The following is a 21,872-nucleotide window of genomic DNA, read 5'->3' as shown; positions in this document are numbered from 1 at the left end:
CGGGTACTGGTCAGGCCAGGCGATAGGCGAAATCGCCATCGCTGCCCAGCTCGATCGCAAGGTGCTGGATCGGCGCGTCCTGGGCCATGCGCTCGAGCACGCGCTGGGCGAGTTCGGGCATCAGGGTCTGGGACAGGATGTTGTCGATGTTGCGTGCGCCGCTGTCGACCTCGGTGCAGCGGGCGGCGATGGCCTTGACCAGCGCCTGGTCATAGCTGAGCTCGGCCTGGTGGTTGCGGGCGAAGCGCTTGGCGATGCGTTCGAGCTTGAGGGCGACGATGCGCTCGAGGATCTGGTCCTGCACCGGGTAGAACGGCACGATGCTCAGGCGACCGAGGAAGGCCGGCTTGAACACATGGTTGAGCTGGTCGCGCAGGTCTTCGACGATCGCCTCGGGCGTCGGCAGCTCGGTGGCGTTCAGGCAGGTCTGCATGATGCGCTCGGTGCCGGTGTTGGAGGTGAGGATGATCACCGTGTTGCGGAAATTGATCTCGCGGCCCTCGCCATCGTCCAGTACGCCCTTGTCGAACACCTGGAAGAACAGTTCCAGCACGTCGGGGTGGGCTTTTTCCACCTCGTCGAGCAACACCACGCTGTACGGCTTGCGGCGCACCGCTTCGGTCAGCACGCCGCCTTCGCCGTAGCCGACATAGCCGGGTGGCGAGCCCTTGAGGCTCGACACGGTGTGGGCCTCCTGGTACTCGGACATGTTGATGGTGATCAGGTTGCGCTCGCCGCCGTACAAGGTGTCGGCCAGGGCCAGGGCGGTTTCGGTCTTGCCGACGCCGCTGGGGCCGAGCAGCAGGAACACGCCAATCGGTTTGTTCGGGTCTTCCATGCGCGCTCGGGAAATCTTGATGCGCTTGCCGATCTCGTGCAGGGCGTGGTCCTGGCCCAGCACGCGTTCACCAAGCAGGGCCGGCAGGCGCTGCACGGTATCGATTTCGTCACGCAGCATCTTGCCCAGCGGGATGCCGGTCCAGCCGCTGATGACCTGGGCGATGGCGCCGCTGTCGACCAGCGCATGGACCAGTGGCTGGTCGCCTTGCACGCGCGCCAGCTCAGCACGCAGGGTATTGAGCTGCTGAGCGTCGGCATCGTTGGCGGCGTCCAGCGCCTTGAGCTGTTCGACCAGCTCCAGCTCCTGCTGCCACTGGGCATTGAGTTGCTGTTCTTGTTGCTGCTCGGCCTGCAGGGCAGCCTGCAGCGCTTCCAGGCGGCGGGCATGGTCGTGCCCCTTGCCGGCTTCGTGGCCGAGCACGCCGATTTCTGCTTGCAGGTTGTCGATCTGCCGGCGGCAGTCTTCCAGTGCGCCGGGCAGCGAAGATTGCGCCAGGGCAATGCGCGCGCAGGCTGTGTCGAGCACGCTGACCGCCTTGTCGGGCAGCTGGCGGCCGGTGATGTAGCGGTTGGACAGGCGTACCGCCTGCACCAGCGCTTCGTCCATCACCGCCACCTTGTGGTGCTCGCGCATCTTGCCGAGCAGGCCGCGCAGCATGTGAATGGCCTTGTCTTCGTCGGGCTCTTCCACTTTGACCACCTGGAAGCGGCGGGCGAGGGCGGCGTCCTTCTCGAAGTACTTCTTGTATTCGGCCCAGGTAGTGGCAGCGATGGTGCGCAACTCGCCACGGGCCAGGGCCGGCTTGAGCAGGTTGGCGGCATCGTTCTGCCCGGCCTGGCCGCCGGAGCCGATCAGGGTGTGGGCTTCGTCGATGAACAGGATGATCGGGTGCAGGCTGCGCTTGACCTCTTCGATCACAGCCTTGAGGCGGTTCTCGAACTCGCCCTTGACCCCGGCGCCGGCCTGCAACAGGCCCAGGTCGAGGGTGTGCAGGGCAACGTCCTTGAGCACCGCCGGCACGTCACCCTGGGCGATGCGCAGCGCCAGGCCTTCGACCACGGCGGTTTTGCCGACCCCGGCTTCGCCCGTGAGGATCGGGTTGTTCTGTCGGCGGCGGGTGAGGATGTCGACCATCTGCCGTACTTCGAACTCACGGCCCAGCACCGGGTCGATGCGGCCTTCGCGGGCGCTTTGGGTAAGGTTGACCGTGTACTGGTCCAGCGCTGGGGTCTTGCCGCTGGCCTTGCTCGACGTGCTCACTGGCGCCGCTGGGCTGGCCAGCGGGCTGGCCTGCCTGGACTCGGCGCTACCCTCCACCAGCGCGGCAAGGTTCACGCGCAGGTCATCGGCGTTGATTTTTTCCAGCTCCGGCGCAGAGGCGATCACCACGCGACGCAGTTCAGCATCGTCAAGCAGAGCCTGCAGCAGGTGAGCGCTGCGCACCTGGCCTACGCCGTATTCGATCGAGGCCAGCAACCAGGCTTGCTCGATCATGCGGGTAATGTGCGGCGACAGCGCCGGGGTGCGGGTATTACCTTTCTTGAAGGTGCCCAGGGCGGTGACCAGCTGCGCTTGCAGGCGTTCGGCGACGACCTCGTAGTGGCGCAGGATCGGCGCCAGGTCGCTGTCGTTGTTGTCGAGCAATTGCAGCAGCAGGTGCTCCACTTCCACGTCGTAATGGTGCTCGGACAGGCACAGGGCCGCCGCGCTTTCGGTGGCCGTGCGGCTGGTTTCGTTGAGCTTGGCGAACAGAGACTTCAGGTTCACAAGGCGACCCCATCGTAAGGAATGTGGAAGACGGCGCAACGCGAAGGCTCCGCGTCACGACCCGGGCGTTTGAGCCAACCCAGCCAGCCCAGGGCGACATTGCCGCTGCGGCCCAGTTGGGCGCGTGGCACCGCCTCGCGCTTGAGGCGCGGGGCAATTTCGAAATCCAGCTCGGCACCTATATAGAAGCGCACGAGCTCGACCAGCTTGCGGTAGCAGGCGGTGCCCGGCTGGAAGCGCTGGTAGTCGGCCAGGCTCAGCGGGCCCAGCTCGATGCGGATGCACGACTGGTAGTCCCAGACCCGGTTGCCGGCGACGGCGCTGTGGCCGAGCTGGGCATTGCGGCGGCCAAGCTGGGTGCATTGTTCGGGCTGCAGGTGCAGCCAGCGCCCGGCGAACGGCTGGACCTTGATCGGCAGCGAGAAATAGAAACCGAGCATGCGTTCAAGGTTCAGCGCATTGCGCGGTTTCTGGCTGAGCAGGCCGGCAAAATAGCTGAACAGCTCACGACGCAATGCTGACGGTTGCTCTTCGAACTTCAGCTTCTGGGCGCGCGGCCCGAGGCCAACCAGGTTGAGCAGGTAGCCATCGAAGCCCGAAGTGCCATTGCGCTCGTGCTCGATGTGGAATTTGTATTTTTGCCAGGCCTCGTAGAACAGCGTGGTCATGCGGTGCGAGAAGATGTCGAGAAACGCATGGGCGGCATCGTCGCGATACTGCACGTGGCGCTCGAGCAGCAGCTCGGTGTACGGGCGTGGCAGCACGCCCGACGGCCCGACCAGGCCCATGAAGGTGACCTGCACTTCCGACAGCGGCAAGCCGGCCGGCGACACCTTGCCTTCGCGCTCGAAGTGCAGGTCGCTGACCTCGCTGGCCGGGAACGCCAGCGACAACTGGGTACGAAAACGCAGCGGGTCTTCGTGCGGCCGGGTTGCCAGGTCCATGCGCCCGGTGCGGCTGTAGTGCAGGCGGAGCAGGCGCACCAATTGAAAGAATTCGAATCGGTGCGGCTCGGCTCGGGCCTGATCGATCAGACCAGGGGCTGATCGCCGGTGCGTGCTGGCCATTGGACGACTCTCTTTTCTCGTTGTTGGGTGCGCAGGGTCAGTTGGGTGAAGCTGTTCATCGAGCAGTACTGGCCGAAGAAGTGGTCCAGCACTTTGCCGAACAGAAACACGCCGCTGCCGATGAACTGGCTTTCGTCCAGGGTCAGGGTGATGCCGACGCCGCGCACGAAATTTGGCCGCGGGTGGCCGATGCGCGCGACCACCGGTTCGCTGCTGATCGCCTTGATGCCGTTGATCTGTTTGCGAATGGCGGAAACATTGCGGTAGTTGTACAGCGACAACAGCTCCAGCAGCACTTCCCGGCCCTGGCTGACCAGCGACAGATGGTTCAGCGACAGGTGGGCGATCAACCGCCAGATCAGGCCCTTGCCCAAGGGCACACGCACCGTGGCGGTGGGCTTGCGCAGGCAGCGGATATCCTTGATCACCGAGTTGGCGGGAATGGTGAAATCGCCCCGTTCCCCACCGAACGGCAGCATCAGCGGCACGTCGCGGTTGCTGCAGGTAAGGCCGATACTGAGGGTGTCGCTGCTGGCGTCGATCAGTTCCAGATCGCGGTCGACCACGCGGATGCTCATGGCAGTGGCGTCACCCTGGTTTCGCCGGCGCGCAACCCAGAAGCTGCTGTGTGGGTCTTGCTCGCCCCGGGGTTCGAAAAACGGCTGGCAGGTGGCGACCTGGTCGATACCGCCGAGTTTGCGCACCCGCCGTACCCGGTCGATCGAGACCACTTCTGCAGCGTTGTGCAGCCGTGTATCAGGGGTAACCGGGTATTCGTGCTGGGTGTGGGTCAGCTTGATCGGCTCGGCCTGCTGGCGGAACAGGTTGATGATCGGCGTGCAGTTGAGCTTGAAGTTGTTGCGCCCGATGTTCTGGGTCAGCCGCGCCAGGCGCTCGCTGAGGTCGTAGTCGGAGAAATAGAAGTTGACCTCTACCTGCTCGATGGCCTTGCCCTGTAGGATGCGGGCAAATCCACTGAGGTCGAAGAACATGAACTTGTCGGGGAAGGTGAAATACTCGTGCAGCAGGCGGTAGCCCAGGAATGAGCGTTCGGAGTAGTCCACCAGGCCTTCGTCACGGGCGTAGCCCACGGTGTTCAGGGCATCGGCCGGCAGCGCCACTTCGCGGCGGCGGCCCTGGTCGTCGAAGCTTAGCGTGGCCTTGGCCAGGTTGTTGAACAGCAGCTCGTACAGCTGCAGCATCAGGGTTGCTTCGCCGTCGAGGAAGAACCGCAGGCGGTTCATGTCCATCTGCCCGAACAGGGCATCGCCAGTGGCTGCCAGGCGGATGCGCAGACGAGCGACCAGGTCGGCGCTGTGCCCGTTGAAGGCCGAGCGTTCCATTTCCGTGAACGAGGCCTGCTGCACGGCAATCGGCCACAACTCTACTGGGTAGCAGGTGCGGAACTTGCACACCACGCCTTCCACGGGATTGGCATGCATCTCGGTATGGCGCGCCACGCGGTAGGCTTCGGTGACTTTCTCGTGCCTGCCCAGGCTCAGTTCGACAATCGACATCGACGGAGTAGGGCGCAGGTAGTGGGGGTACAGCACCTCGAGGAAGGATTCGACGATTTCCGGAAACTCGTCATCGAGCTTCTTGTGCACCCGCGCAGACAGGAACGAGAACGCCTCGATCAGGCGCTCGGTGTGCGGGTCTTCGCAGTTGTCGCCTTCGATCAGCAGCCGCGAAGCGATCTTCGGGTACTGCGCGGCAAACTCCTGGCCGAGAAAGCGCAGGTGCGACAGTTCCTTTTCGTAGTAGGGCAGCAGTTCGTCGAGCATCAGTTGAGGTTCTGCACTTTGTATTCCTGGGTGTTGACCTGCAGCACGGCGTCGAATGACACCTGGCGGCTGATGTCCTGCAGACGCAATACGGCGTCCACGCGGAAGGTCAACATGCGATGGCCGTTCTGCTGGGCCAACAGCTGAACACGGACCCGGCGAAAGCGCCGGTCTCCGGTGCTGATCGCCCGCTCCAGCTGTTGCTGGATCAGGCGACGATCGTGCGGGTCGAGCACGCTGCGGCTGATGAAGTCCGGCATGCCGTATTCAAGGATGGAACCACCGAGCTGGCTGAAGCCGTCGAGCTCTTCGGCGACCAGGGACTGGCGGGTGTTCACCAGGACTTCGAGGTCGCGGACGATGCTGGCCTTGTACTCGGCCAGCGAGCAGGTGCGCTGCGCTGCGGGCTCGGCCGACTGGTAGGGACGGTCGTCCAGCAGTCGGTCGAGCAGCGAGGGCAGCAGGCGGGCCTGGTTACTCATGTGTCATCCCTGTACACAACGGCCTGTCAGCCGCGCGCGCCCTGTGGCAGCTCGGCAACCAGCCGCAGCGAGGCGGTCAGTTCATCCAGCTGGTAGTGCGGGCGCAAGTAGGTCACGGCCTTGTACACGCCTGGCTTGCCGGGCACTTCGAACACCTCGGCGCGGGCTTCACGCAGCGGGAACTTGGCCTTGGCCTCCTGGCTGGCGGTGTCGTCGAGCAGCACATAGCTGGCCAGCCACTGGTTGAGGAAGCGCTCGACATCCATGCGCGAGGCAAAGCTGCCGATCTTGTCGCGCATGATCGCCTTCATGTAGTGGGCGATGCGCGAAGTGGCGAAGATGTATTGCAGCTGGGCCGACAGGCGTGCGTTGGCGTTGGCGATGTCGGTGTTGTACTGCTTCTGTTTCTGCGCCGACTGGGTGCCGAAGAACGCGGCATAGTCGGTGCCCTTGCAGTGCACCAGGGGGATGAAGCCCAGGTCCGACAGCTCTTTTTCGCGGCGGTCGGTGATGGCGATTTCGGTCGGGCACTTGAGGGCGATTTCGCCGTCGTCGGTCTTGAAGGTATGGGTCGGCAGGCCTTCGACCAGGCCGCCGCCTTCCACGCCGCGGATGGCCACGCACCAGCCGTAGCGGGCGAAGGCGTCGGTGACGCGGGTGCCGAGGGCGTAGGCGGCGTTCATCCACAGGTATTTGTTGTGGTCGCGGCCATCGACGCTTTCGACGAAGTTGAATTCTTCCACTGGCGTGGTATCCGGGCCATACGGCAGACGACCGAGCACGTGGGGCAGGGTGAGGCCGACGTAGCGCGAGTCTTCCGAGGCGCGGAACGACTTCCACTTGGCGTATTCCACGGTGTCGAAGATCTTCGCCAGGTCACGCGGGCCGGACATCTCGGTGAACGAGTCCCAGCCGAACAGCTCGGACGAAGCGGCCGAGATGAACGGCGCGTGCGCCGCCGCCGCGACGTGCGAGATCTCTTCGAGCAGGTACATGTCTTCGGGGTTGCGGTTGAACTCGTAGTCACCGATCAACATGCCGAAAGGTGCGCCACCGAAGGTGCCGTACTCTTCTTCGTAGACCTTCTTGAACAGTGCGCTCTGGTCGAATTCGCTGGCGGCCTTCAGGTCGCGCACCAGGTCTTTCTTCGAGGCATTGAGCAGGTGGATCTTCAGCGTGGTGCTGGTCTCGGTCTGGTCTACCTGGTATTTCAGGCCGCGCCAGGAGGCTTCCAACTGCTGGAACTCGCGGGCGTGCATGATCTCGTTCATCTGCTCGGAGAGCATCGCGTCGATTTCGGCGATGCGCGAATCGAGCACGGCGATCAGGTCCTTGCTCGGGGTCATCTCACCCTCGAGCACCTGGTTCACCAGTTCGCCAATCAGGTCGCGGGTGCGGTTGCGCTCGGTGTCGGAGCGGGCCACGCGGCTTTGCGAAATGATGCTGTCGAGCAGCGAGGGCTGTGGTGCGAAGTTTTCCACTTCGACCAGGTCGCCGGCCTGTTGCGGTGCGGTTTGCTTGTCGGTCATGTTCGGGCTCCTGCTCAGGCGCGATCGTCGCTGGACGGGTCTTTCACTTCGGCTTCACGGCCGAATTCCTTGCCCAAGGTCTTGAGCTTTTCAGTGTTCTGCAGCACGTCCATCAGCAGCTCTTCGAGCTTGTCGTTGCCGCCCATCTTGTTGCGCAGGTCGGCCAGCTTGTTGCGCACTTCCAGCAGCTTGCGCAGCGGCTCGACCTGCTTGACCACGTTCTGTGGCTCGAAGTCTTCGAGGCTGTTGAAGTTCAGTTCCACGCCCAGCTGGGTGCCGTTCTTGGCCAGGGTGTTGTCGACGCGGTAGGTCAAGCGTGGCTTGATACCCTTGAGCACACCGTTGAAGTTGTCGCGGTCGATGTACACGAACTTGCGGTCCTTGAGCTTGGGCAGCGGCTCCAGCGGGTTGCCGGAGAAATCACCCAGTACGCCGACGACGAAGGGCAGCTCCTTTTTCTCGATGGCATCGCCGATGTCCACGTCGTAGGTGATATGGACCCGAGGCGCGCGAACGCGGTCGAGTTTGTGCTGAGTGCTTTCCTTCTTCGCCATCGTGTTCTCCAGTGCGAGCAATTCGCTGCGAATCATTGCGCGGCCCGGTGCCGGGCGCTGCGCGTTACAGTCCTTCGATCGTCAGCAGCAGGCGCTGACGGATTTCGTCGTTCATTTCCAGGATGTTGTCGCGGCCTACCAGTTCTTCGAAGCTGGTGTTGCCGGCAATCTGCGTGCTGCTGCGGATGACCGAGTCGTCGGGAAGTTCCGAGCGCACCGGCGAGCTGATGACGCAGAACGGCAGGTCGCCAAAGCCCTTCAGGCGCTCGAAGCTCAGGCCGTAGCGCAAGCCCTCGAACAGCCGCCCAAGGCCAGGCGACTTGCTCAGGCAGTAGAACAGCACCAGGTAGTGCACCACGAAGCGGTACAGCTCGGCGCTGCTGCGGTTGGGGTCTTTGATGACATTGCGAAACCGCGCCAGGTCGAAGGCGTGGAAGCCCACTACCCAGCGGGTCGGGCTGGTGATGCGGATGACCTGGCCGCTGTGTTCCAGGGTCTTGTCGTATTCCAGCGGGAACAGTTCGGGGGTGGTGCTGATCAGGTTCAGCGGTACTTCCAGCTCGGTGACCAGCTGGAACGGCGCGGCCGAGCCGATACGTTCGTAGAGTTCGACCAGGGCCTGGAAGTGGCCCTGGGTTTCGCGCCCGCTGCTGCGCTGTGCGCCTTGCAGGTATTCGCCAAACAGGGTTTGCGGACGGATCAGCGGTGCCACGGTGGCAAGGTAATCCGCCGCCTGCGCCTTCAGCGCATCGGAGATCGCCCGCGTCTGGCTACGCAGCTTGATCAGTGCTTCGACATCGAATGTCTGTGTCATTGGTGCATCGTCCATGTGCCTGCTTGATCGTCCTGAAACGCCGTTGGCGTGGACTTGAAAAATCGCCTTTCGGCTGCAGCGAATTTGAGTGCTGGCATATGAATATTGTGTTGCCAGCAATGCCGAGTAGGGCACCTCGCTGCGGAAGAAGTTCCGGCGAGGGGGGCGATTTTTTCCCCGTTTTGTGACGCTGCGCAATAATGGCGCTGTGATATTGACAGCGTGTCTTGGGCGCAGGAGATGGGGGCTCAAGCCCTAAAGACTGGGTACGAAAGGGGCTGGAAAGCGATGAAAATCGGCGACAAAAGTTTTTTTCAAAAAGTGAATCAGTTCTCATTTTGCACGCCGGCCGCGTGCGTGCAGCGTGGTGGGGAAGCGCGTCAGGATGATGGCAATGCGACCGGTTTCGTCGCGTCCGGCGGGGAAACTGTATTGTTCAAAATCTAATAGCTAGCGCGATGCCCGTAGGAGCGGGTTTACCCGCGAATAGGCCGGACCTGCCGGCCACTATCCCTGGTCGTTCACCGTCACAGCCGCCACCGCATTCGCGGGCAGCCTGCCCGCGAACACCGGCGCAGCCGGTTTCATCCAACTCAACGACCATCGACCTGTACGCAAACGTCTCTGCCATCGATTGCCTTGCATGGCCAATTGTCGTTGATGTAATGATCCGGCTTGAAGCACACCCGTTCATCGTTGACCCAGAACATCTGCCAACCGGAGCCCGAGATCCTGAGCTTCGGGCACGACCAGTAGTCCTTTGCCGAAAGCGTGGCTGTGGTCAGCGCAATCATTGTCGGAGCAACGATAACCATCAGCACAACTGTCAGTTGCAGCGAGCGTAGCTGGAACCCATGCAGCCAAGAGGTTTTTGGTGGGTCAAACTTTCGACCGGTCCATGCGGCGATCAGGCTGGCAACGATCAGGCAAGGCCCCAGGGGAATGAATGCAATCATGAAGAAAGCTTTGAGTGGTGTTTCCACGACCGGCGCATTACGGTAGATCCGGCCGTAGAGGGGCACGATATCTGTCCATAAGGCGTACACCGCCAGTGCTCCCATGGCGAGCATGGACAGCATCAGACCGATGGCCGTAAGCCGGAAAAGAATAGGGGACCTTACGTAGAGTTCGGGATGGTCTTTCATGTGTGCCTGAGCATTCCCTGGCTGCCGCGGATCAAACCGGCATGGCTGAACAACAGGTTCAGCACGTTATCACAGGACCAGGCACTGGACCTTTGCCGATGCCATGGTGCGCTGGTACCGGCAGGGTGAAAACCGCGTCAACGGCCGTTGCTTCGACATCGGCAATGTCACCCGCGCAGCCTTGGAAGGCTGAGAGGCCCAGGGGGCCTGACTGGATGGGCATCATCAAGGCCTCGACCGCAGGCAATGGTATCGTTGATACGCCAATGGCTCCGTTACCCAATTCATTCTCAAAGAAATCCCATGATCGATCTAAGAAGCTCAAACGCATTGCTGGCCGACTACGTGCGACGTTATGCGCATCTGTCGCCGGAGCCCTCCCGGCAGTTGCAGCAGCGGATGGACTCCACCTTGCAGTCTGATGCACTGGCGGCGCCGGCGGTCAAGCCAAGCTGGCTGCACTCCAGGGCCTGCACATTGACCGCGGAGCAGGCACTGGACCGCGCCAAGGGCGCGCTGCTTGGCCTGGCCATCGGCGATGCGGTCGGCACCACGCTCGAGTTCCAGGCCCGCGACAGGGGGCAGGTGAGCGACATGGTCGGGGGTGGCCCGTTCAACCTCGTTGCGGGTGAGTGGACTGATGACACCAGCATGGCGCTGTGCCTGGCAGACACGTATGTGAGCAAGGGCAAGTTCGATTACGCCAACTACGCAGATGCCTTGGTCCGCTGGTACCGGCGCGGGGAAAACAGTGCCAACGGTCGTTGTTTCGATATCGGCAATGCCACGCGCAATGCCCTTGAAGGCTGGCTGCGCGAGGGTATTACCTGGCAAGGCAACTATGACCCCTCGACGGCTGGCAATGGCTCCATCATCCGCCTTGCGCCTACGGCAATCTTCCGCCGGCACTCGCTGTCGGCAAGCTGGTGGGAAAGCGTCACGCAAAGCAGCGTGACCCACAACGCCGACGAGGCAGTGAACTGCTGTCAGCTGTTTGCGGCACAGCTGCATCTGGCGCTCAACGGTGCAGACAAGGAGGAGGCCCTGGCCCCAGCGGTGCGTTCGTTGCGGCCTCGCCCGATGATCATCAATGCGGGCGAGTACAAGCAAAAGAGCCGCGAACAGATCCGCTCCTCCGGCTACGTCATCGATACCTTGGAAGCGGCACTGTGGGCCGTATGGAACACCGACAACTTCAAGGACGCGATCCTCCTGGCCGCCAACCTTGCCGATGATGCCGACAGTGTCGCGGCCAACGCCGGCCAGTTGGCGGGTGCGCTGTACGGCGTGTCCGGCATGCCGCCGGAGTGGGTGGAGAAGGTTGCGTGGTCGCAACATATCCAGGAACTGGCAGCCAAGCTCTTCGATCTCTCGCCGCAGCATGATGAACTGGACGCATTGCTTTATGGCCAGCCTTGACGGTTCGGGTAGAAACTGTGAAGTACGCCACGAATCGAAACCAGAGGAGCGCTTCGCGTCACGTACCTGAGGCAGGAGCCGTATGCGGTAGTTCCGCACGTACGGATCTGTGCAGGGGGTGGCAGCGAATCTTCTGCTTGAGTGTTTCGGTGTTCATGGTCAGGCCTGATTGGGGCAAGGGACTGCACCACTTCACCGCAGCGTGAGATGGCACCACTCATTTGTGGGTAGGGTCAAACGGTCATGCAGTGTCGGATTTCGTCAGTATTTATCTATGTGGCACTAGATGGCCGTGCCCCGATTTTTTCCCGGCTTGATGATTAATAATTCATCAAGTTGTCTTTTGCGGCATTTTATCACGAAAGCCAGCGCCGCATCAGGGGCATCCATGAAGGCATCAAATGTAGCTGGAGCGATGGCGTAATATTCTTCGTAGTCGACCATGCCGTTGCTGACGGGGAATGAAACGTAATACTGACTAGCGTCTTCTTCGATGCCGATTGAGTACATGTGCTGACGACTGATGAAAAGATCTTTGAATTTCATAGGGGGCCTTCAAAAAAGGGGAGCGGTATTGAACCTCTTGGCGGCAATACTCGCCGCGTCTATGACGACTTCACTGTTGCCGTGAGGTAGCTTGCCACCAGGGATCCAGAATTCGTTAGCACCGGCTTCATTTCCCGATGGAATCCGTAGATTCAACTGCTTCGGATCAGGGATGTCTACCGGGACCAGTGCATTGGTATCAAGGAAATTCTCAGGCTAGCCAAGGGCTTACTCCAACGCGCGCTTCTCACCTGCTGTCTTGGCAAGTAGTTCGGTTGCTTCGTGGCCTAGCATGATGAACGACGTACTATCTTTCTGTGCGATGCCGTATTTCTCAAGGTTGGTCTGGGTCATGAAGCGTGAGGCGCCATTTTGGAATTGGGCCAAATGTTGCGCGACATAATCTGGATCTGGATAGGTGGTGGGGGTCGGGCATTTCGCCTTTGGCGATCGCAAGAATATCCTCTTCGGTGAATCCACGTTATGAAACATTTTTCTCCGCCAGTGGAGCTGATGCGTCAGGTAGCGAGACAGTTCGAGTGGGAGCTGTCGGGCATGGGCTCTGATCGATACCTCAAGAACCTTCTGTGACGGGCCATTCGGCGATTGCCGGGTCGCCTCCGGGCGCCAGTGAGGAAGATGAAGGATGGCGATATGACATTGCCTTGCAGGGCGGTATTGCCCCGTTTTCCTAGGCCTGTAGTGAGTTGACAGGGCAGCTTTTGCCGGTGTTTCCTTTGGGCCTTTCTGCCTGCCTGGCATTCGGGAATGTGAATCCTGTCGCACTTATTTCAATGCATGATGGCACTTTCCTTTCTGCAGGCAGTCGCATGATTCCGCAAGCACGTTATGCGCGCATGCAGAATACGCCCGCAAGATCAGGGTTGCAGCTGAGCATCGCAAGCGCGTGCTGGCCGTGTTTTCAAGGAGATTTCGCATGATCATGGACTTGGCCTCCGCGCTGCTGTCGCCACAGAACCGCCGCCTGTTCAAGTTTCACAACCTGGCCAACCCCGAGCAGGAGCTGCTGCTGGAAACCTTCAAGGGCACCGAAGCCCTGTCGTGGGCGTTCAACTACGAACTGCTGCTGGTCTGCGAAGACTCCGGCGTGCCGCTCATGATGGGCTAGCAAGTCAGCATCGAAATCGAAGTGGCCAAAGGCGGCTCGCGCTACATCGCATATGTTGGACAGCATAGCGCCTAGCCCAGAGTATCCTTGAGTGATGACGCAACCGGTTGGGGGACTGACTTGGGCGATTATCTGATTGGGAAAGATTGAATTAAATGTTTACGACCGAACGGTTTTTTGCGCGAATTTGGGCCTTCTGGTTTTTAACGCTTATGATTTCAGTGTTGACACTTGGGGTGGCGCCGAAGATTGTTTTTGTGCCCATGGCTGTATCGTCTTTTGTTACATTTTGCTGGTGCGTGAAATGCGCCTATCGTTCGGAAAGATTTGCTGATTTTGCGTCCTTACGTCTCTGTTTCAGCTTGACTGCCGTGCCGCTTTTTGCCTTTGTCCTGTCAATGGCGATAACGTACAAACAATCAAAAATGGGAGGCGTAGCGGCGCTTGCGATCAGCGCCGTGCCGCTCATTCTTACTGCGTTGGCTTTCGCATTGGCCTATGGGCATCGAAGCAAGGCGAGTTCATTCCTGTTACGCGGTGAGCGGGTAGAAGTATTCGAACCCGAGCAGGCCAATTCGTGGGTTGTGGGCGGGCTTGGTGCAGGGTTGAGTAGTCTGCTGTATCCGACGATAAAGAACTATAATAGTTCTATGGCCGTGGTGCTGTGTGTGATGGTTTTCATTTCGCTGTATTTGGTCTTCTATAATCGCACCAATATCGCTTCGTTAAGGGCGTTAAAAGTACGCGAGCGTCGTGAGGCGCGTCAATACACATTTCTTGAGATCGAATATGTGCGTGCGTTACGTGACGCTTCATGGTTGGCTCGGGTTTTTGCACTCAAGAGCCGAAAATAAGCGATATTAGACGCCAGTTATCCAGGAAGTGTGATGTTGACTTGCCGTCTCGACTCGCGAATCTTCCAGGGTAAGACGGTACAAGACCTAGTTGGCGAGGTATTTGCAGGTTTTGGCAGCTTGGCAAAGTGCGATTTCCGCCTGAACAAATCGTTGAAACCTTATAGCTACTGCAACCCGGAAAGATCGCCGTTCGTACCTTTGACTATAGTCAGTCGCGCAATTTCTTTCCGGTGATCATGCAGAGGCTCAATGAACAGGGGGATGTAATCGGCAGACTTATAGCCCTGTGACTTGAAGAAGTTGGCAGCAGTATCCTGGTTGCCTCGTATATTGGTGTCCTGCCAAGTTGCCCGTTCGAGCAAGCTTCTTGTATGTTCTCCATCTTTTTCTAATCGTGATTTTTATTTTTGGCTTGGAATTTCTTAAAGGAACTCCACTCCTCTCCATCAATCAATGCCATGTAAAATTCTGCAAATAACTGACTGAGATTACGATCGTCCTGTAAGTTGGTCTCCGGTAAGTAGCGGTAACCAGGTATGTCTCTAGCCTCCATGGGGGCATGAATTTTTCCATTTTCAGCTTTTAATAAGAGGCCGCGTAGGGTGTTGAGCATCAGCTTCGCATCGGAATTTTGATCTTCGAGAGCCTCAAGTTTTTCACGAAGCGCTGTAGCGGTAGCCTTCAGTGTGTGCGTGTTCATTGTCTATCCTAGTTATCAATAGTGCCTATGAGCTTGGTGGTCGACCACTCATTACGGTTAGGGGTAAGATATTGAAGTGCGCCACCCGCCCTGTCAATGTTACCTCCAGATTCGGTGGTAGTCGCAGTTTGCGGCACGTAGCTTTTGCAGATATAGCCCACCATCAGGGCTGTCGAGATACTCATTAATCTGTTTGTTGCTAAGACCTCGGGTGCAAAAGTCTCTGCATGTTTTAGTTGTTGATCGTGCGCTACAAAGTCAGGGTCCTGTTTCGCATGAAGCTCTCGCAAGCGCTTCGGCTCGACCTGGCTGATGGGAGATGGTCCTTTAAGGAAACTCCGAACAAGTTGCTCATCAGTCGGAAATGGGCGGCTTTGGGATGCCGAAAAGCCCGATTTTCAGTCGCTGATTATTGGATAATCAAGGCAAAGCCTTGGTATCTGGACTCACGGGCGCACCTCTCCCCGCACTCGCGCACTGCCCGCCGCATCCGCTTCAACGCTTGCGCACTGACTCCCGGAAGGAAGCTGGTAAAAAGCTTGTTCTGCTGGCCGATTGCCTTCCTGGGTCTAAAAGTGAAACCAAGGAAGGTAAAGCTCACATGCGGATACCCTGCGCGTCGATTGCTGTCCTTGCAGTACACGATTTTCGATTTCTCGGGATGCATCGTGAGGCCACAAACCGCTAGACGTGAAGCGATTGAACGCATCACGTGTTCTGCTTGCCTCTGGCTACGACAATGCACTACCGCATCATCGGCATACCGGGCAAAAGGACAGTTTGGGCTATTTCGTTGCATCCATGCGTCAAAGGCGTAATGAACTCATGAAAAGATGGCAAGGCTGCCCGCCCATCATCCCTGGGAGGGTTTCTCCCCCATGCGCGCCTTGAGCTTGTGCAGGGTAGGGGCTCGCCCCCGGAGAGCTCGATACGAAACTCGGCGAAGGCGTGCTCGAGATCGGCATACTGCTGCAGCCCTTCTTCGGTGAACAGATAGCTTCCGGGGATGTCACGCCATTCCATCGGGGTGCGGATCCGCTGCTGCTTTGCCGCGTTCAACAAGAGCGTCAGCTCTACACTCAACTTCATGGCGGCCGGGTCGTGTGACTTCAGCCGGTCAATGATGACACGCAGCGCTATCGATTTTTGCCGGAGTGCGTAAATGTCCATCGTGGCTCAGTCTGCTGGGTGTAGGGTTTATAGCTTTCGTCAGTGACTGCGCCCGATGTTCAGTGGCTGGCCTGATCGAACGTCGGCAATCAATCGGGCAGTTGAATTTTGAGGCCACGAGCCGACTGGATGGCTACGTAATAGGCGTCTTTCAGTGCTCTGGCCAACTCGGGGTCATTTTCTTCGAATTCTTTCGAGGCAATGGCACCGATACTGAGTTGGTGGAGTTTCGATTTATCTTGCTCACGCCCTTCGAACACGGCTTTCACATAGTCAAGTTGGTTTAGTAGCATCCCATAAATGGGGTAAGCGGGACAGGCCTTGTTCCGCTGCGCGGTAATGTCGATAGCCTTCTGTACATAGCCGAGGGGGGTTGTGGGTTTCATAATGCACCTGGTGTTATCAGTTTGAAGAGCTCGCGTTGGCCAGAGGTCATCTGCCGAGCACCGCCAATGGCGTTATAGGATTGGGAAGGAACGGACCAGGTATCCAGTACCGGTGCCGAGGTACTCCTCAGCAGCGTGACCTTCTCAGTGCTCTGATAGACGTTCACGATCTTGGGCACGATGGTTTCCGTTTTGTAGATCTGGCCAAGCGGGTTGATCCCCAGTTGCCCTGGCACCACGTCAGGGGTAGGAGAGTACCACATGCCTTGCCGGCCGCCGGGCACCTGGAATTGCCAAAGTGTCTTGCCCCGGTTGATTGTTTCCGTGAAGACTGGTTGAGTGAAGTCCAAGCCGTTCATGTAGCCTTCGTAGTCGGCAGGCTTATAGCCCTGTGACTTGAAGAAGTTTACAGCAGTTTCCTGGTTGCCTCGTATGTTGATGTCCTGTGCCAAGTTACCCGTTCGAGCGAACTTCTTGTTCAGGTACTCCCTACGGGAAACTTCCGTTAAGCCTGGCTTATCCGGTGCCTGAGCAATGGGTGGTCGATCGGGTAGTGGTCGCAATGGCTCCGGTTGCGCTTGTGCACGAGAGATCGGTGTGGCCTCTTTGGGCTGCAACTCCGGCTGCGCCAACAGTTTCTGCTCATTCTTCGCCAACCAGGCTGCCAGCTGCTTGTTGGAGATCTCGGCCTGCAGCCGAGCGCTCCGGGCGGCAATGCTTTCCATGCTGCTCATGACGCCGGCCTTCATCTGGCCCCGAGTAAGGTAGGTGACGATGGCTGTCAGTAACAGCAACACCCACTGCTCCTGCCCGCGAGCAAGCTGGCGTGCAGCACGCTCGACACGCTCCTGGGCCTGCGCCGCGGAACCGCCGCTCGGGTCCAGGCCAGCGGGCTTGAGGCCATCCTCGGCGAACCAGGCCGTGGTCATGCCTTGCTGAAGGGTCGACAGGCAGGCCCTGATAAAAATACTCGGCGATGGCGGACAGCCCCAGGCCCATGAGGATCAGGTTGCCGACCTGCAGGCCAATGCCGGCGCCGGCCACCGCGCCCGGCGCCGCGCCGACGCCAAAGGCGAACGCCCCGGCCACCACACTGATCGCCCTGTGGAACCTGAGGATGGCTCGAAAACAGCTGATGGGTATGGGTGAACTGCGCGCTTAAAAGAGAAATCTGGGCGAAAAGCCTCTGAAAACATGACGCATTGAGCGCTTTTTCGATAGATAGCCTGCGTGACGGGGAAATATCAACTCACCGTCTCCGCGCGGCAAGTTGACGGAGCATCCCAAGGTGACACGAGATGGAAGAGCTGACTTACGACAGCTATTGATGGCCTGATTCGAGGAATGTTTCAAGGCTCGCGGATTTATTAACTCAGTTGTTTTCTGTGTAGCTGTCAGGGGTGAGGCTGAAGCCCGGATGGCTTACGCAAGTCAGCGGGGTGGGGGCGGCGAGCAGCCTGAATTTGATGGAGATTGGAGTGAAATGGCTCATTTGAGCGCTTCCAATTGTTTGATGATTTCTGTATTTGTCATGACTTCCTACAAGTAGCGACGTGGGTGTGGGTATTAGAATTACTGGCGCCCGTCAACCTGGATGCAGGCATTTTTATCACTCATGCGCTTGCAAGGCCAGCCGTCACGGGTATAGGAATCAGACTTGAAACAATACCGCTCATCATTGATCCAGCACACCTGCCAGGCAGATCCTGAAGTCAACAGCTTCTGGCAGGGTGTGTACCCCTTCGCCCACAAGCCCAGCGTCACAAGTATCCCAAGCGTAGGCGCTATGTAGAACATTGACCACAGTGTCCTGTGAACGTTCTTGGTAATGCTGGTGTATGGGCAAAAGATGGCGCAATGCCATCTCATTCATAACGGCTAATGCGAAGGATGAGCGATATTCATAGTTGACAGAGTTGCGCATTCCAGTGTTTCCTGCGCCCTCTACACTCGGCCGGCAAATCCATTTGTGATCTGGTTGGCATATTCAGGTGTTGTTGGGAACTTTGCTTGCCTGCATAGGTCGCAGCGCCTGAGACGTGGGCCGATACTGCGCAGGTCGCGCAAGCAGGATTTTTGACAAGGCGTGAACAGAATCGTGAACAGAATCTATCCCTGTACCGCAGCCGACCCCATGGGCCTCGGCGGGCAAGACGGCCTTCTCGGGCAGGGTGACCTGCCATGGCCAAGTGTTGTAGCAGCCAGAACCTACGCCAAGATGGATGTAGGCGGCCTTTATTCGGCTGATGACATGAGTGCCGCCGAGTTTCTTGTTGCTGAACTACAGTCGTCCGAAACGCAGTTGAGTGCTGACGAAGCCGAAGAATACGCGCAGTTACTTTATAGCCTGATTGCAAAAATGGAAAAATCGGGGCGTTTTGCCGCGGATGAACTGCTGGCCATCAAGGAGAAGGCCGAGAAGATTCCAGTCGTAGGGGCACTATTATTTTCAACTGCAAATTTACCCGGCACGCTTGCCAACGTTGCTGCGCTAGGCCATGCCGCATCCAAAGCCACCAAAGTTGAAAACCTGCTGAACATGACGGATGCCACGCGCGGCAAGCTGAAGAAGTGGGCAGCGTCACGTGGCAAACCCGGCAGTGTATCTGCCGCCAGGGCCATGAAAGGGCGCCTGAAACTGGTGCGCATGGGCGGAAACCTCTACTTCGAAATACCCGCCAATAGCCAGGCAAGTTTGTACAGGCTGCCCGGTCGGGGCAGTAACCTGCATGTGGCTGCTTTCAATACCGCCAAGGCGATGCGTGCAACTGCCCATATTGACTCGGCCGGGTACAGCAGCCGTGGCGTAGGCAAAGTACTGACGGGTGCCAAATTAGGCGGCGCATTGGCGTTCGGCCCCCAGGCTTACCTAGATGCGACGGAGGCAAAAAGCGTCTCGGAGTTCTTCCAGAAGTCAGCTTACACCCAGCCGACCAATGCATTGGCCTTTGGTGTCGGTGTATTGGTCGGCGGGCTAACAGGGCCGGCTATAGTCGTGATTGCCTTGTCTTTGGGTGCGGGTTTGGCAGTTCAGTTTGTCATGAGTGATGATTTTTCGGGGCTGGGCACTACCCTGGGTAATTTCTTGACGGGGAAGGATTAAATGTTTACCACAGAACGTTTTTTTAAAAAAATCTGGTCGGTGTGGCTGCTGGTCGTGATATTGGCCCTGATGATGACCGGAGTGGCGCCGCCATTCATGGCGGTGCCGGCGATCCTGATCATTATCGTTATGACGCTGTGGTGCATCAATTGTGCTTACCGCAGTGAGCACTTTGTAAGTTTCGCGAATTTGCGCATGTTCTTCAATATGTCAGTTGCACCAATGTTCGCATCGCTGCTGACACTGGGTGTTACCTACAAAAAAATGAAGTTGGGAGCGGCGACTTCTTTGATGTTAGGGCTCGCACCCGTCGTGCTGGTGTTGTTGACCTATGCAATGGCTTATTACTGGCGCAGTAAAAGTGATATTCTCCACTTTAAAGGGCAGCGCGTGGAATCCATCGAGCCGCCCCAGAAAGTTCAGTGGTGGCAGGCGGGTTTGGCGGCGGGCTTGAGCAGCGTGATCTATCCGCTGATGAAAAGCCATGACGTGCCGGCCACCGGGTTGATCTACTTCTTTGCGCTAATGTCCGTGTTCATGGTGTTTTACAATCGTGACAAGATCAGTGCACTCAGAGAGCTGAAAGTGCGCGAAGCGAAGGAAAACCGTCAATACACATTCATGGATATTGAAACTATTCAGAGCATGCGTGCTGCCTCGTGGTTGGGCAGGCTTTTCGCCGTACGGGCGCGCTGATGTTCACCGTTACAGGGAGTAAATTATGCTAACTGACGTTCTTTCCATGCTCGCGCCGCAAAACAGGCGATTGTTCAAGCTGAATATCCTGACACAAACAGCCAACGATGAGTTTTTGCTGGAGCACTTTTCCGGCACTGAAGAGCTTTCCAAACTCTATGAATTCGATCTGGCCTTGCTCAGCCAACAGAGCGATGTAAAGCTCAAGTCACTGATTGGCAGCCAGGCCACGATAGAAATCGAGTTATCCAACGGCTCTTTCCGCTACATTAACGGCTATGTTCAGCGGTTTAGCACCCAAGGCAGCGACGGCGGCTATGTGCGTTATGCAGCCGTGCTAGGGCCGTGGCTGTGGATGCTGACTTGCCGCTTCGATACACGCATTTTTCAAGAAAAATCGGTCCAGGCTGTTGTCAGTGAAGTGTTCGCCGGATTTGGCACGCTGGCCAAGTACGAATTTCGTGTAAGCAAGTCGCTCAAATCGCACAGCTACATTACCCAGTACCGCGAGAGCGATTTCAACTTTGTGCAGCGCTTGCTTGAGAGCGAAGGGCTTTTCTACTACTTCGAGCACACGGCCGACTCCCACCTGATGGTCATCACCGATGACTCCAGCACCTTGTTGCCGCTGCCCGAACAGCCGCAGATTCGCTACCACTCCGCGTCGGTTACCGAAACCGCTGATTCCATTACTCAGTGGCAGTCAACGCGGCAGCTGCAATCCGGTCAAATTGCCGTTCGCACGTTCGACTATCGCCAACCGCGCAACTTCCTACCTGTGACCATGCAAAGCTTGAATCAACAGGGCGATGTGGACAGGTTCGAGATTTATGATTTCCCGGGCCAGTACACCCATGGCAGCTACGAAGATGGCGAAGCCATCGTACGCAACCGTATCGAAGCGCTCGAGTTGATGGGCAAGACCTTCTACGGCGAGAGCAATTGCCGGGCCATGAAGCCGGGTTACACTTTTGAGTTGATCCAGCATTATCTGCACGACACCGGTGACGCCGAGAACCGTAAGTTTTTGTTGCTGAGCGTGGAGCATCGCGGCAGCAACAACTACATGACTGGCGACCAGGCCGGTTACGTCAACCGATTCGTGTGCGTGCGTAAAAAAATCGCATACCGCCCGCAGTTAAACACCCGCAAGCCTTTGATCAACGGCCCGCAGACCGCCATCGTTGTCGGCCCCCCAGGCGAGGAAATCTTCACCGACGAACTGGGCCGGGTAAAGCTTCAGTTTCACTGGGATCGCCAGGGGCAGTTCAACGATCACAGCTCCTGCTGGGTACGTGTCGCCCAATCCGGCGCCAGCGGCGGCTTCGGCAGCATTCAGATCCCACGCGTAGGCGACGAAGTGGTGGTGGTGTTCCTTGATGGCAACCCGGACCGGCCGCTGATCATGGGCAGCCTGTACAACAGCACCAACACCCCGCCATGGTCGCTGCCGGCGAACAAGACCCAAAGTGGTTTCCTGACGCGGTCGATGAAGGGCGACGGCGGTACCGCCAACTTCTTCCGCTTCGAGGACAAGGCCGGCGCCGAGCAGATCATCATGCATGCCGAGCGCAACATGGATACCGAGATCGAGCTGGATGAGACCCATGATGTGGGGAATAACCGCTCGATTACTGTTGGTGGTACGCACACCGAAACGGTCAAGAAAGACACCGTGGTGCAGGTGACCGAAGGTTCCTACACCCTGCAGGTCGACAACCAGTTCATCCAGGTGGCCGCAAAGCAGCACATCATCCTGCAGGTGGGCGACAGCAGCATCACGCTGACCCCGGAAGGCATCGAGATCAAAGGCAAGGTCATCGTGACCACCAGTACCGACACCACCCAGATCACTGGCGCCGCAGTGCGGATCAACGACTGAG

General features: G+C 58.4%; 21 protein-coding genes and 5 pseudogenes. 9 read left to right on the top strand and 17 right to left on the bottom strand.

What is annotated here, in order from left to right; genetic code table 11:
- Positions 1–10 precede the first annotated feature (10 nt).
- The 7 genes from tssH to LMH93_RS14590 form a co-directional block, all read right to left on the bottom strand.
- Positions 11–2,608, bottom strand: coding sequence for a type VI secretion system ATPase TssH (tssH, locus tag LMH93_RS14620; RefSeq protein WP_003248348.1), 2,598 nt, complete (start codon positions 2,606–2,608; stop codon positions 11–13).
- A complete protein-coding gene (gene tssG, locus LMH93_RS14615) occupies positions 2,605–3,675 on the bottom strand; it encodes a type VI secretion system baseplate subunit TssG (protein ID WP_003248350.1) in 1,071 nt (356 codons plus the stop codon). Before tssG ends, tssH begins: the two co-directional genes overlap by 4 nt.
- Complete coding sequence (gene tssF / locus LMH93_RS14610; RefSeq protein ID WP_003248352.1) at positions 3,639–5,459, bottom strand: type VI secretion system baseplate subunit TssF; 1,821 nt, start codon at positions 5,457–5,459, stop codon at positions 3,639–3,641. Before tssF ends, tssG begins: the two co-directional genes overlap by 37 nt.
- A complete protein-coding gene (gene tssE / locus LMH93_RS14605) occupies positions 5,459–5,941 on the bottom strand; it encodes a type VI secretion system baseplate subunit TssE (RefSeq protein WP_003248355.1) in 483 nt (160 codons plus the stop codon). The genes tssF and tssE overlap by 1 nt, the downstream gene beginning before the upstream one ends.
- 26 nt (positions 5,942–5,967) lie before the next feature.
- The gene (gene tssC / locus LMH93_RS14600; protein ID WP_003248356.1) at positions 5,968–7,470 is read right to left on the bottom strand and encodes a type VI secretion system contractile sheath large subunit; all 1,503 of its coding nucleotides are present in this window, start codon (positions 7,468–7,470) and stop codon (positions 5,968–5,970) included.
- Positions 7,471–7,484: 14 nt separating this feature from the next.
- On the bottom strand, positions 7,485–8,024 hold the full coding sequence (tssB, locus tag LMH93_RS14595) for a type VI secretion system contractile sheath small subunit (protein WP_003248358.1): 540 nt from the start codon (positions 8,022–8,024) through the stop codon (positions 7,485–7,487).
- A gap of 64 nt (positions 8,025–8,088) precedes the next feature.
- Positions 8,089–8,838 carry a hypothetical protein gene (locus LMH93_RS14590; protein ID WP_028697263.1) on the bottom strand — a complete coding sequence of 250 codons (750 nt, stop codon included), beginning with the start codon at positions 8,836–8,838 and terminating at the stop codon, positions 8,089–8,091.
- Positions 8,839–9,126: 288 nt separating this feature from the next.
- On the opposite strand from LMH93_RS14590, the gene LMH93_RS14585 reads away from it, so the two are divergent.
- Positions 9,127–9,285, top strand: coding sequence for a hypothetical protein (locus LMH93_RS14585; RefSeq protein ID WP_172828409.1), 159 nt, complete (start codon positions 9,127–9,129; stop codon positions 9,283–9,285).
- Between the two features lie 146 nt (positions 9,286–9,431).
- On the opposite strand, the gene LMH93_RS14580 is transcribed toward LMH93_RS14585, so the two are convergent.
- Positions 9,432–9,983: a hypothetical protein gene (locus LMH93_RS14580; RefSeq protein WP_003248365.1), complete on the bottom strand. Its 552-nt coding sequence runs from the start codon at positions 9,981–9,983 to the stop codon at positions 9,432–9,434.
- Between the two features lie 88 nt (positions 9,984–10,071).
- On the opposite strand from LMH93_RS14580, the pseudogene LMH93_RS29915 reads away from it, so the two are divergent.
- Positions 10,072–10,234 (top strand): annotated as a pseudogene (locus LMH93_RS29915) (ADP-ribosylarginine hydrolase Tri1); the annotation flags it as partial.
- Positions 10,235–10,286: 52 nt separating this feature from the next.
- Positions 10,287–11,402: an ADP-ribosylarginine hydrolase Tri1 gene (gene tri1 / locus LMH93_RS14575; RefSeq protein ID WP_230064304.1), complete on the top strand. Its 1,116-nt coding sequence runs from the start codon at positions 10,287–10,289 to the stop codon at positions 11,400–11,402.
- 282 nt (positions 11,403–11,684) lie between these two features.
- Here tri1 and LMH93_RS14570 read toward each other — a convergent pair whose 3' ends face one another.
- Together LMH93_RS14570 and LMH93_RS29665 are read right to left on the bottom strand one after the other, a co-directional pair.
- Positions 11,685–11,948, bottom strand: a complete 264-nt coding sequence (locus tag LMH93_RS14570; protein ID WP_003248372.1) for a hypothetical protein — start codon at positions 11,946–11,948, stop codon at positions 11,685–11,687.
- Positions 11,949–12,176: 228 nt separating this feature from the next.
- Complete coding sequence (locus tag LMH93_RS29665; protein ID WP_254913440.1) at positions 12,177–12,302, bottom strand: hypothetical protein; 126 nt, start codon at positions 12,300–12,302, stop codon at positions 12,177–12,179.
- A gap of 583 nt (positions 12,303–12,885) precedes the next feature.
- Here LMH93_RS29665 and LMH93_RS14565 point away from each other — a divergent pair.
- From LMH93_RS14565 to LMH93_RS29715, 3 genes and pseudogenes are all read left to right on the top strand, one after another.
- A pseudogene (locus LMH93_RS14565) lies at positions 12,886–13,074 on the top strand (type VI secretion system tip protein VgrG); the annotation flags it as partial.
- A 158-nt stretch (positions 13,075–13,232) separates the two neighbouring features.
- Positions 13,233–13,931: a hypothetical protein gene (locus tag LMH93_RS14560; RefSeq protein WP_230064303.1), complete on the top strand. Its 699-nt coding sequence runs from the start codon at positions 13,233–13,235 to the stop codon at positions 13,929–13,931.
- A 33-nt stretch (positions 13,932–13,964) separates the two neighbouring features.
- On the top strand, positions 13,965–14,168 hold the full coding sequence (locus LMH93_RS29715; RefSeq protein WP_121783557.1) for a contractile injection system protein, VgrG/Pvc8 family: 204 nt from the start codon (positions 13,965–13,967) through the stop codon (positions 14,166–14,168).
- Here the strand turns inward: LMH93_RS29715 and LMH93_RS14555 are convergent.
- From LMH93_RS14555 to LMH93_RS14525, 7 genes and pseudogenes are all read right to left on the bottom strand, one after another.
- The gene (locus LMH93_RS14555) at positions 14,099–14,296 is read right to left on the bottom strand and encodes a polymorphic toxin type 46 domain-containing protein (protein WP_003248382.1); all 198 of its coding nucleotides are present in this window, start codon (positions 14,294–14,296) and stop codon (positions 14,099–14,101) included. The two genes, LMH93_RS29715 and LMH93_RS14555, sit on opposite strands and share 70 nt — an antisense overlap.
- 26 nt (positions 14,297–14,322) lie before the next feature.
- Positions 14,323–14,634: a hypothetical protein gene (locus tag LMH93_RS14550; RefSeq protein WP_003248386.1), complete on the bottom strand. Its 312-nt coding sequence runs from the start codon at positions 14,632–14,634 to the stop codon at positions 14,323–14,325.
- Positions 14,635–15,106: 472 nt separating this feature from the next.
- A pseudogene (locus LMH93_RS14545) lies at positions 15,107–15,457 on the bottom strand (reverse transcriptase domain-containing protein); the annotation flags it as partial.
- 30 nt (positions 15,458–15,487) lie between these two features.
- Positions 15,488–15,804 (bottom strand): annotated as a pseudogene (locus LMH93_RS14540) (hypothetical protein).
- Between the two features lie 89 nt (positions 15,805–15,893).
- Positions 15,894–16,190, bottom strand: a complete 297-nt coding sequence (locus tag LMH93_RS14535) for an immunity protein Tsi6 family protein (RefSeq protein WP_003248391.1) — start codon at positions 16,188–16,190, stop codon at positions 15,894–15,896.
- Positions 16,187–17,279, bottom strand: a pseudogene (locus LMH93_RS14530) (polymorphic toxin type 46 domain-containing protein); the annotation flags it as partial. The pseudogene LMH93_RS14530 and the gene LMH93_RS14535, both read right to left, overlap by 4 nt.
- A 586-nt stretch (positions 17,280–17,865) precedes the next feature.
- Positions 17,866–18,114, bottom strand: a complete 249-nt coding sequence (locus tag LMH93_RS14525; protein WP_019751687.1) for a hypothetical protein — start codon at positions 18,112–18,114, stop codon at positions 17,866–17,868.
- A gap of 162 nt (positions 18,115–18,276) precedes the next feature.
- Here LMH93_RS14525 and LMH93_RS14520 point away from each other — a divergent pair, with 162 nt between their 5' ends.
- The 3 genes from LMH93_RS14520 to tssI are packed head-to-tail and all read left to right on the top strand — an operon-like array spanning position 18,277 to position 21,871.
- Positions 18,277–19,293, top strand: a complete 1,017-nt coding sequence (locus LMH93_RS14520; RefSeq protein WP_003248396.1) for a hypothetical protein — start codon at positions 18,277–18,279, stop codon at positions 19,291–19,293.
- Entirely contained in the window at positions 19,294–19,989 is a 696-nt protein-coding gene (locus LMH93_RS14515) for a hypothetical protein (RefSeq protein WP_003248399.1), read from the top strand.
- A 25-nt stretch (positions 19,990–20,014) separates the two neighbouring features.
- Positions 20,015–21,871 carry a type VI secretion system tip protein TssI/VgrG gene (tssI, locus tag LMH93_RS14510; protein ID WP_033725266.1) on the top strand — a complete coding sequence of 619 codons (1,857 nt, stop codon included), beginning with the start codon at positions 20,015–20,017 and terminating at the stop codon, positions 21,869–21,871.
- The last annotated feature ends 1 nt before the right edge of the window (position 21,872 follow it).

Origin of the sequence: Pseudomonas sp. CIP-10, from assembly GCF_020911845.1 — a bacterium.
Classification (GTDB): Bacteria; Pseudomonadota; Gammaproteobacteria; order Pseudomonadales; family Pseudomonadaceae; genus Aquipseudomonas; species Aquipseudomonas alloputida.
Note: the sequence above shows the minus strand (reverse complement) of the source record. Positions and strands in the feature narration are given on the sequence as shown.

Bases quoted from the DNA above. Each gene is read 5' to 3' on its own strand.
- tssF (WP_003248352.1), bottom strand. From the start codon at position 5,459: ATGCTCGACGAACTGCTGCCCTACTACGAAAAGGAACTGTCGCACCTG.
- LMH93_RS14590 (WP_028697263.1), bottom strand. From the start codon at position 8,838: ATGACACAGACATTCGATGTCGAAGCACTGATCAAGCTGCGTAGCCAG.
- LMH93_RS14525 (WP_019751687.1), bottom strand. From the start codon at position 18,114: ATGCGCAACTCTGTCAACTATGAATATCGCTCATCCTTCGCATTAGCC.
- tssB (WP_003248358.1), bottom strand. From the start codon at position 8,024: ATGGCGAAGAAGGAAAGCACTCAGCACAAACTCGACCGCGTTCGCGCG.
- tssC (WP_003248356.1), bottom strand. From the start codon at position 7,470: ATGACCGACAAGCAAACCGCACCGCAACAGGCCGGCGACCTGGTCGAA.
- tssG (WP_003248350.1), bottom strand. From the start codon at position 3,675: ATGGCCAGCACGCACCGGCGATCAGCCCCTGGTCTGATCGATCAGGCC.
- tri1 (WP_230064304.1), top strand. From the start codon at position 10,287: ATGATCGATCTAAGAAGCTCAAACGCATTGCTGGCCGACTACGTGCGA.
- LMH93_RS29665 (WP_254913440.1), bottom strand. From the start codon at position 12,302: ATGACCCAGACCAACCTTGAGAAATACGGCATCGCACAGAAAGATAGT.
- LMH93_RS14585 (WP_172828409.1), top strand. From the start codon at position 9,127: ATGAAAATCGGCGACAAAAGTTTTTTTCAAAAAGTGAATCAGTTCTCA.
- LMH93_RS14570 (WP_003248372.1), bottom strand. From the start codon at position 11,948: ATGAAATTCAAAGATCTTTTCATCAGTCGTCAGCACATGTACTCAATC.
- LMH93_RS14515 (WP_003248399.1), top strand. From the start codon at position 19,294: ATGTTTACCACAGAACGTTTTTTTAAAAAAATCTGGTCGGTGTGGCTG.
- tssE (WP_003248355.1), bottom strand. From the start codon at position 5,941: ATGAGTAACCAGGCCCGCCTGCTGCCCTCGCTGCTCGACCGACTGCTG.
- LMH93_RS29715 (WP_121783557.1), top strand. From the start codon at position 13,965: ATGTTGACTTGCCGTCTCGACTCGCGAATCTTCCAGGGTAAGACGGTA.
- LMH93_RS14550 (WP_003248386.1), bottom strand. From the start codon at position 14,634: ATGAACACGCACACACTGAAGGCTACCGCTACAGCGCTTCGTGAAAAA.
- LMH93_RS14560 (WP_230064303.1), top strand. From the start codon at position 13,233: ATGTTTACGACCGAACGGTTTTTTGCGCGAATTTGGGCCTTCTGGTTT.
- LMH93_RS14535 (WP_003248391.1), bottom strand. From the start codon at position 16,190: ATGAAACCCACAACCCCCCTCGGCTATGTACAGAAGGCTATCGACATT.
- LMH93_RS14580 (WP_003248365.1), bottom strand. From the start codon at position 9,983: ATGAAAGACCATCCCGAACTCTACGTAAGGTCCCCTATTCTTTTCCGG.
- tssI (WP_033725266.1), top strand. From the start codon at position 20,015: ATGCTAACTGACGTTCTTTCCATGCTCGCGCCGCAAAACAGGCGATTG.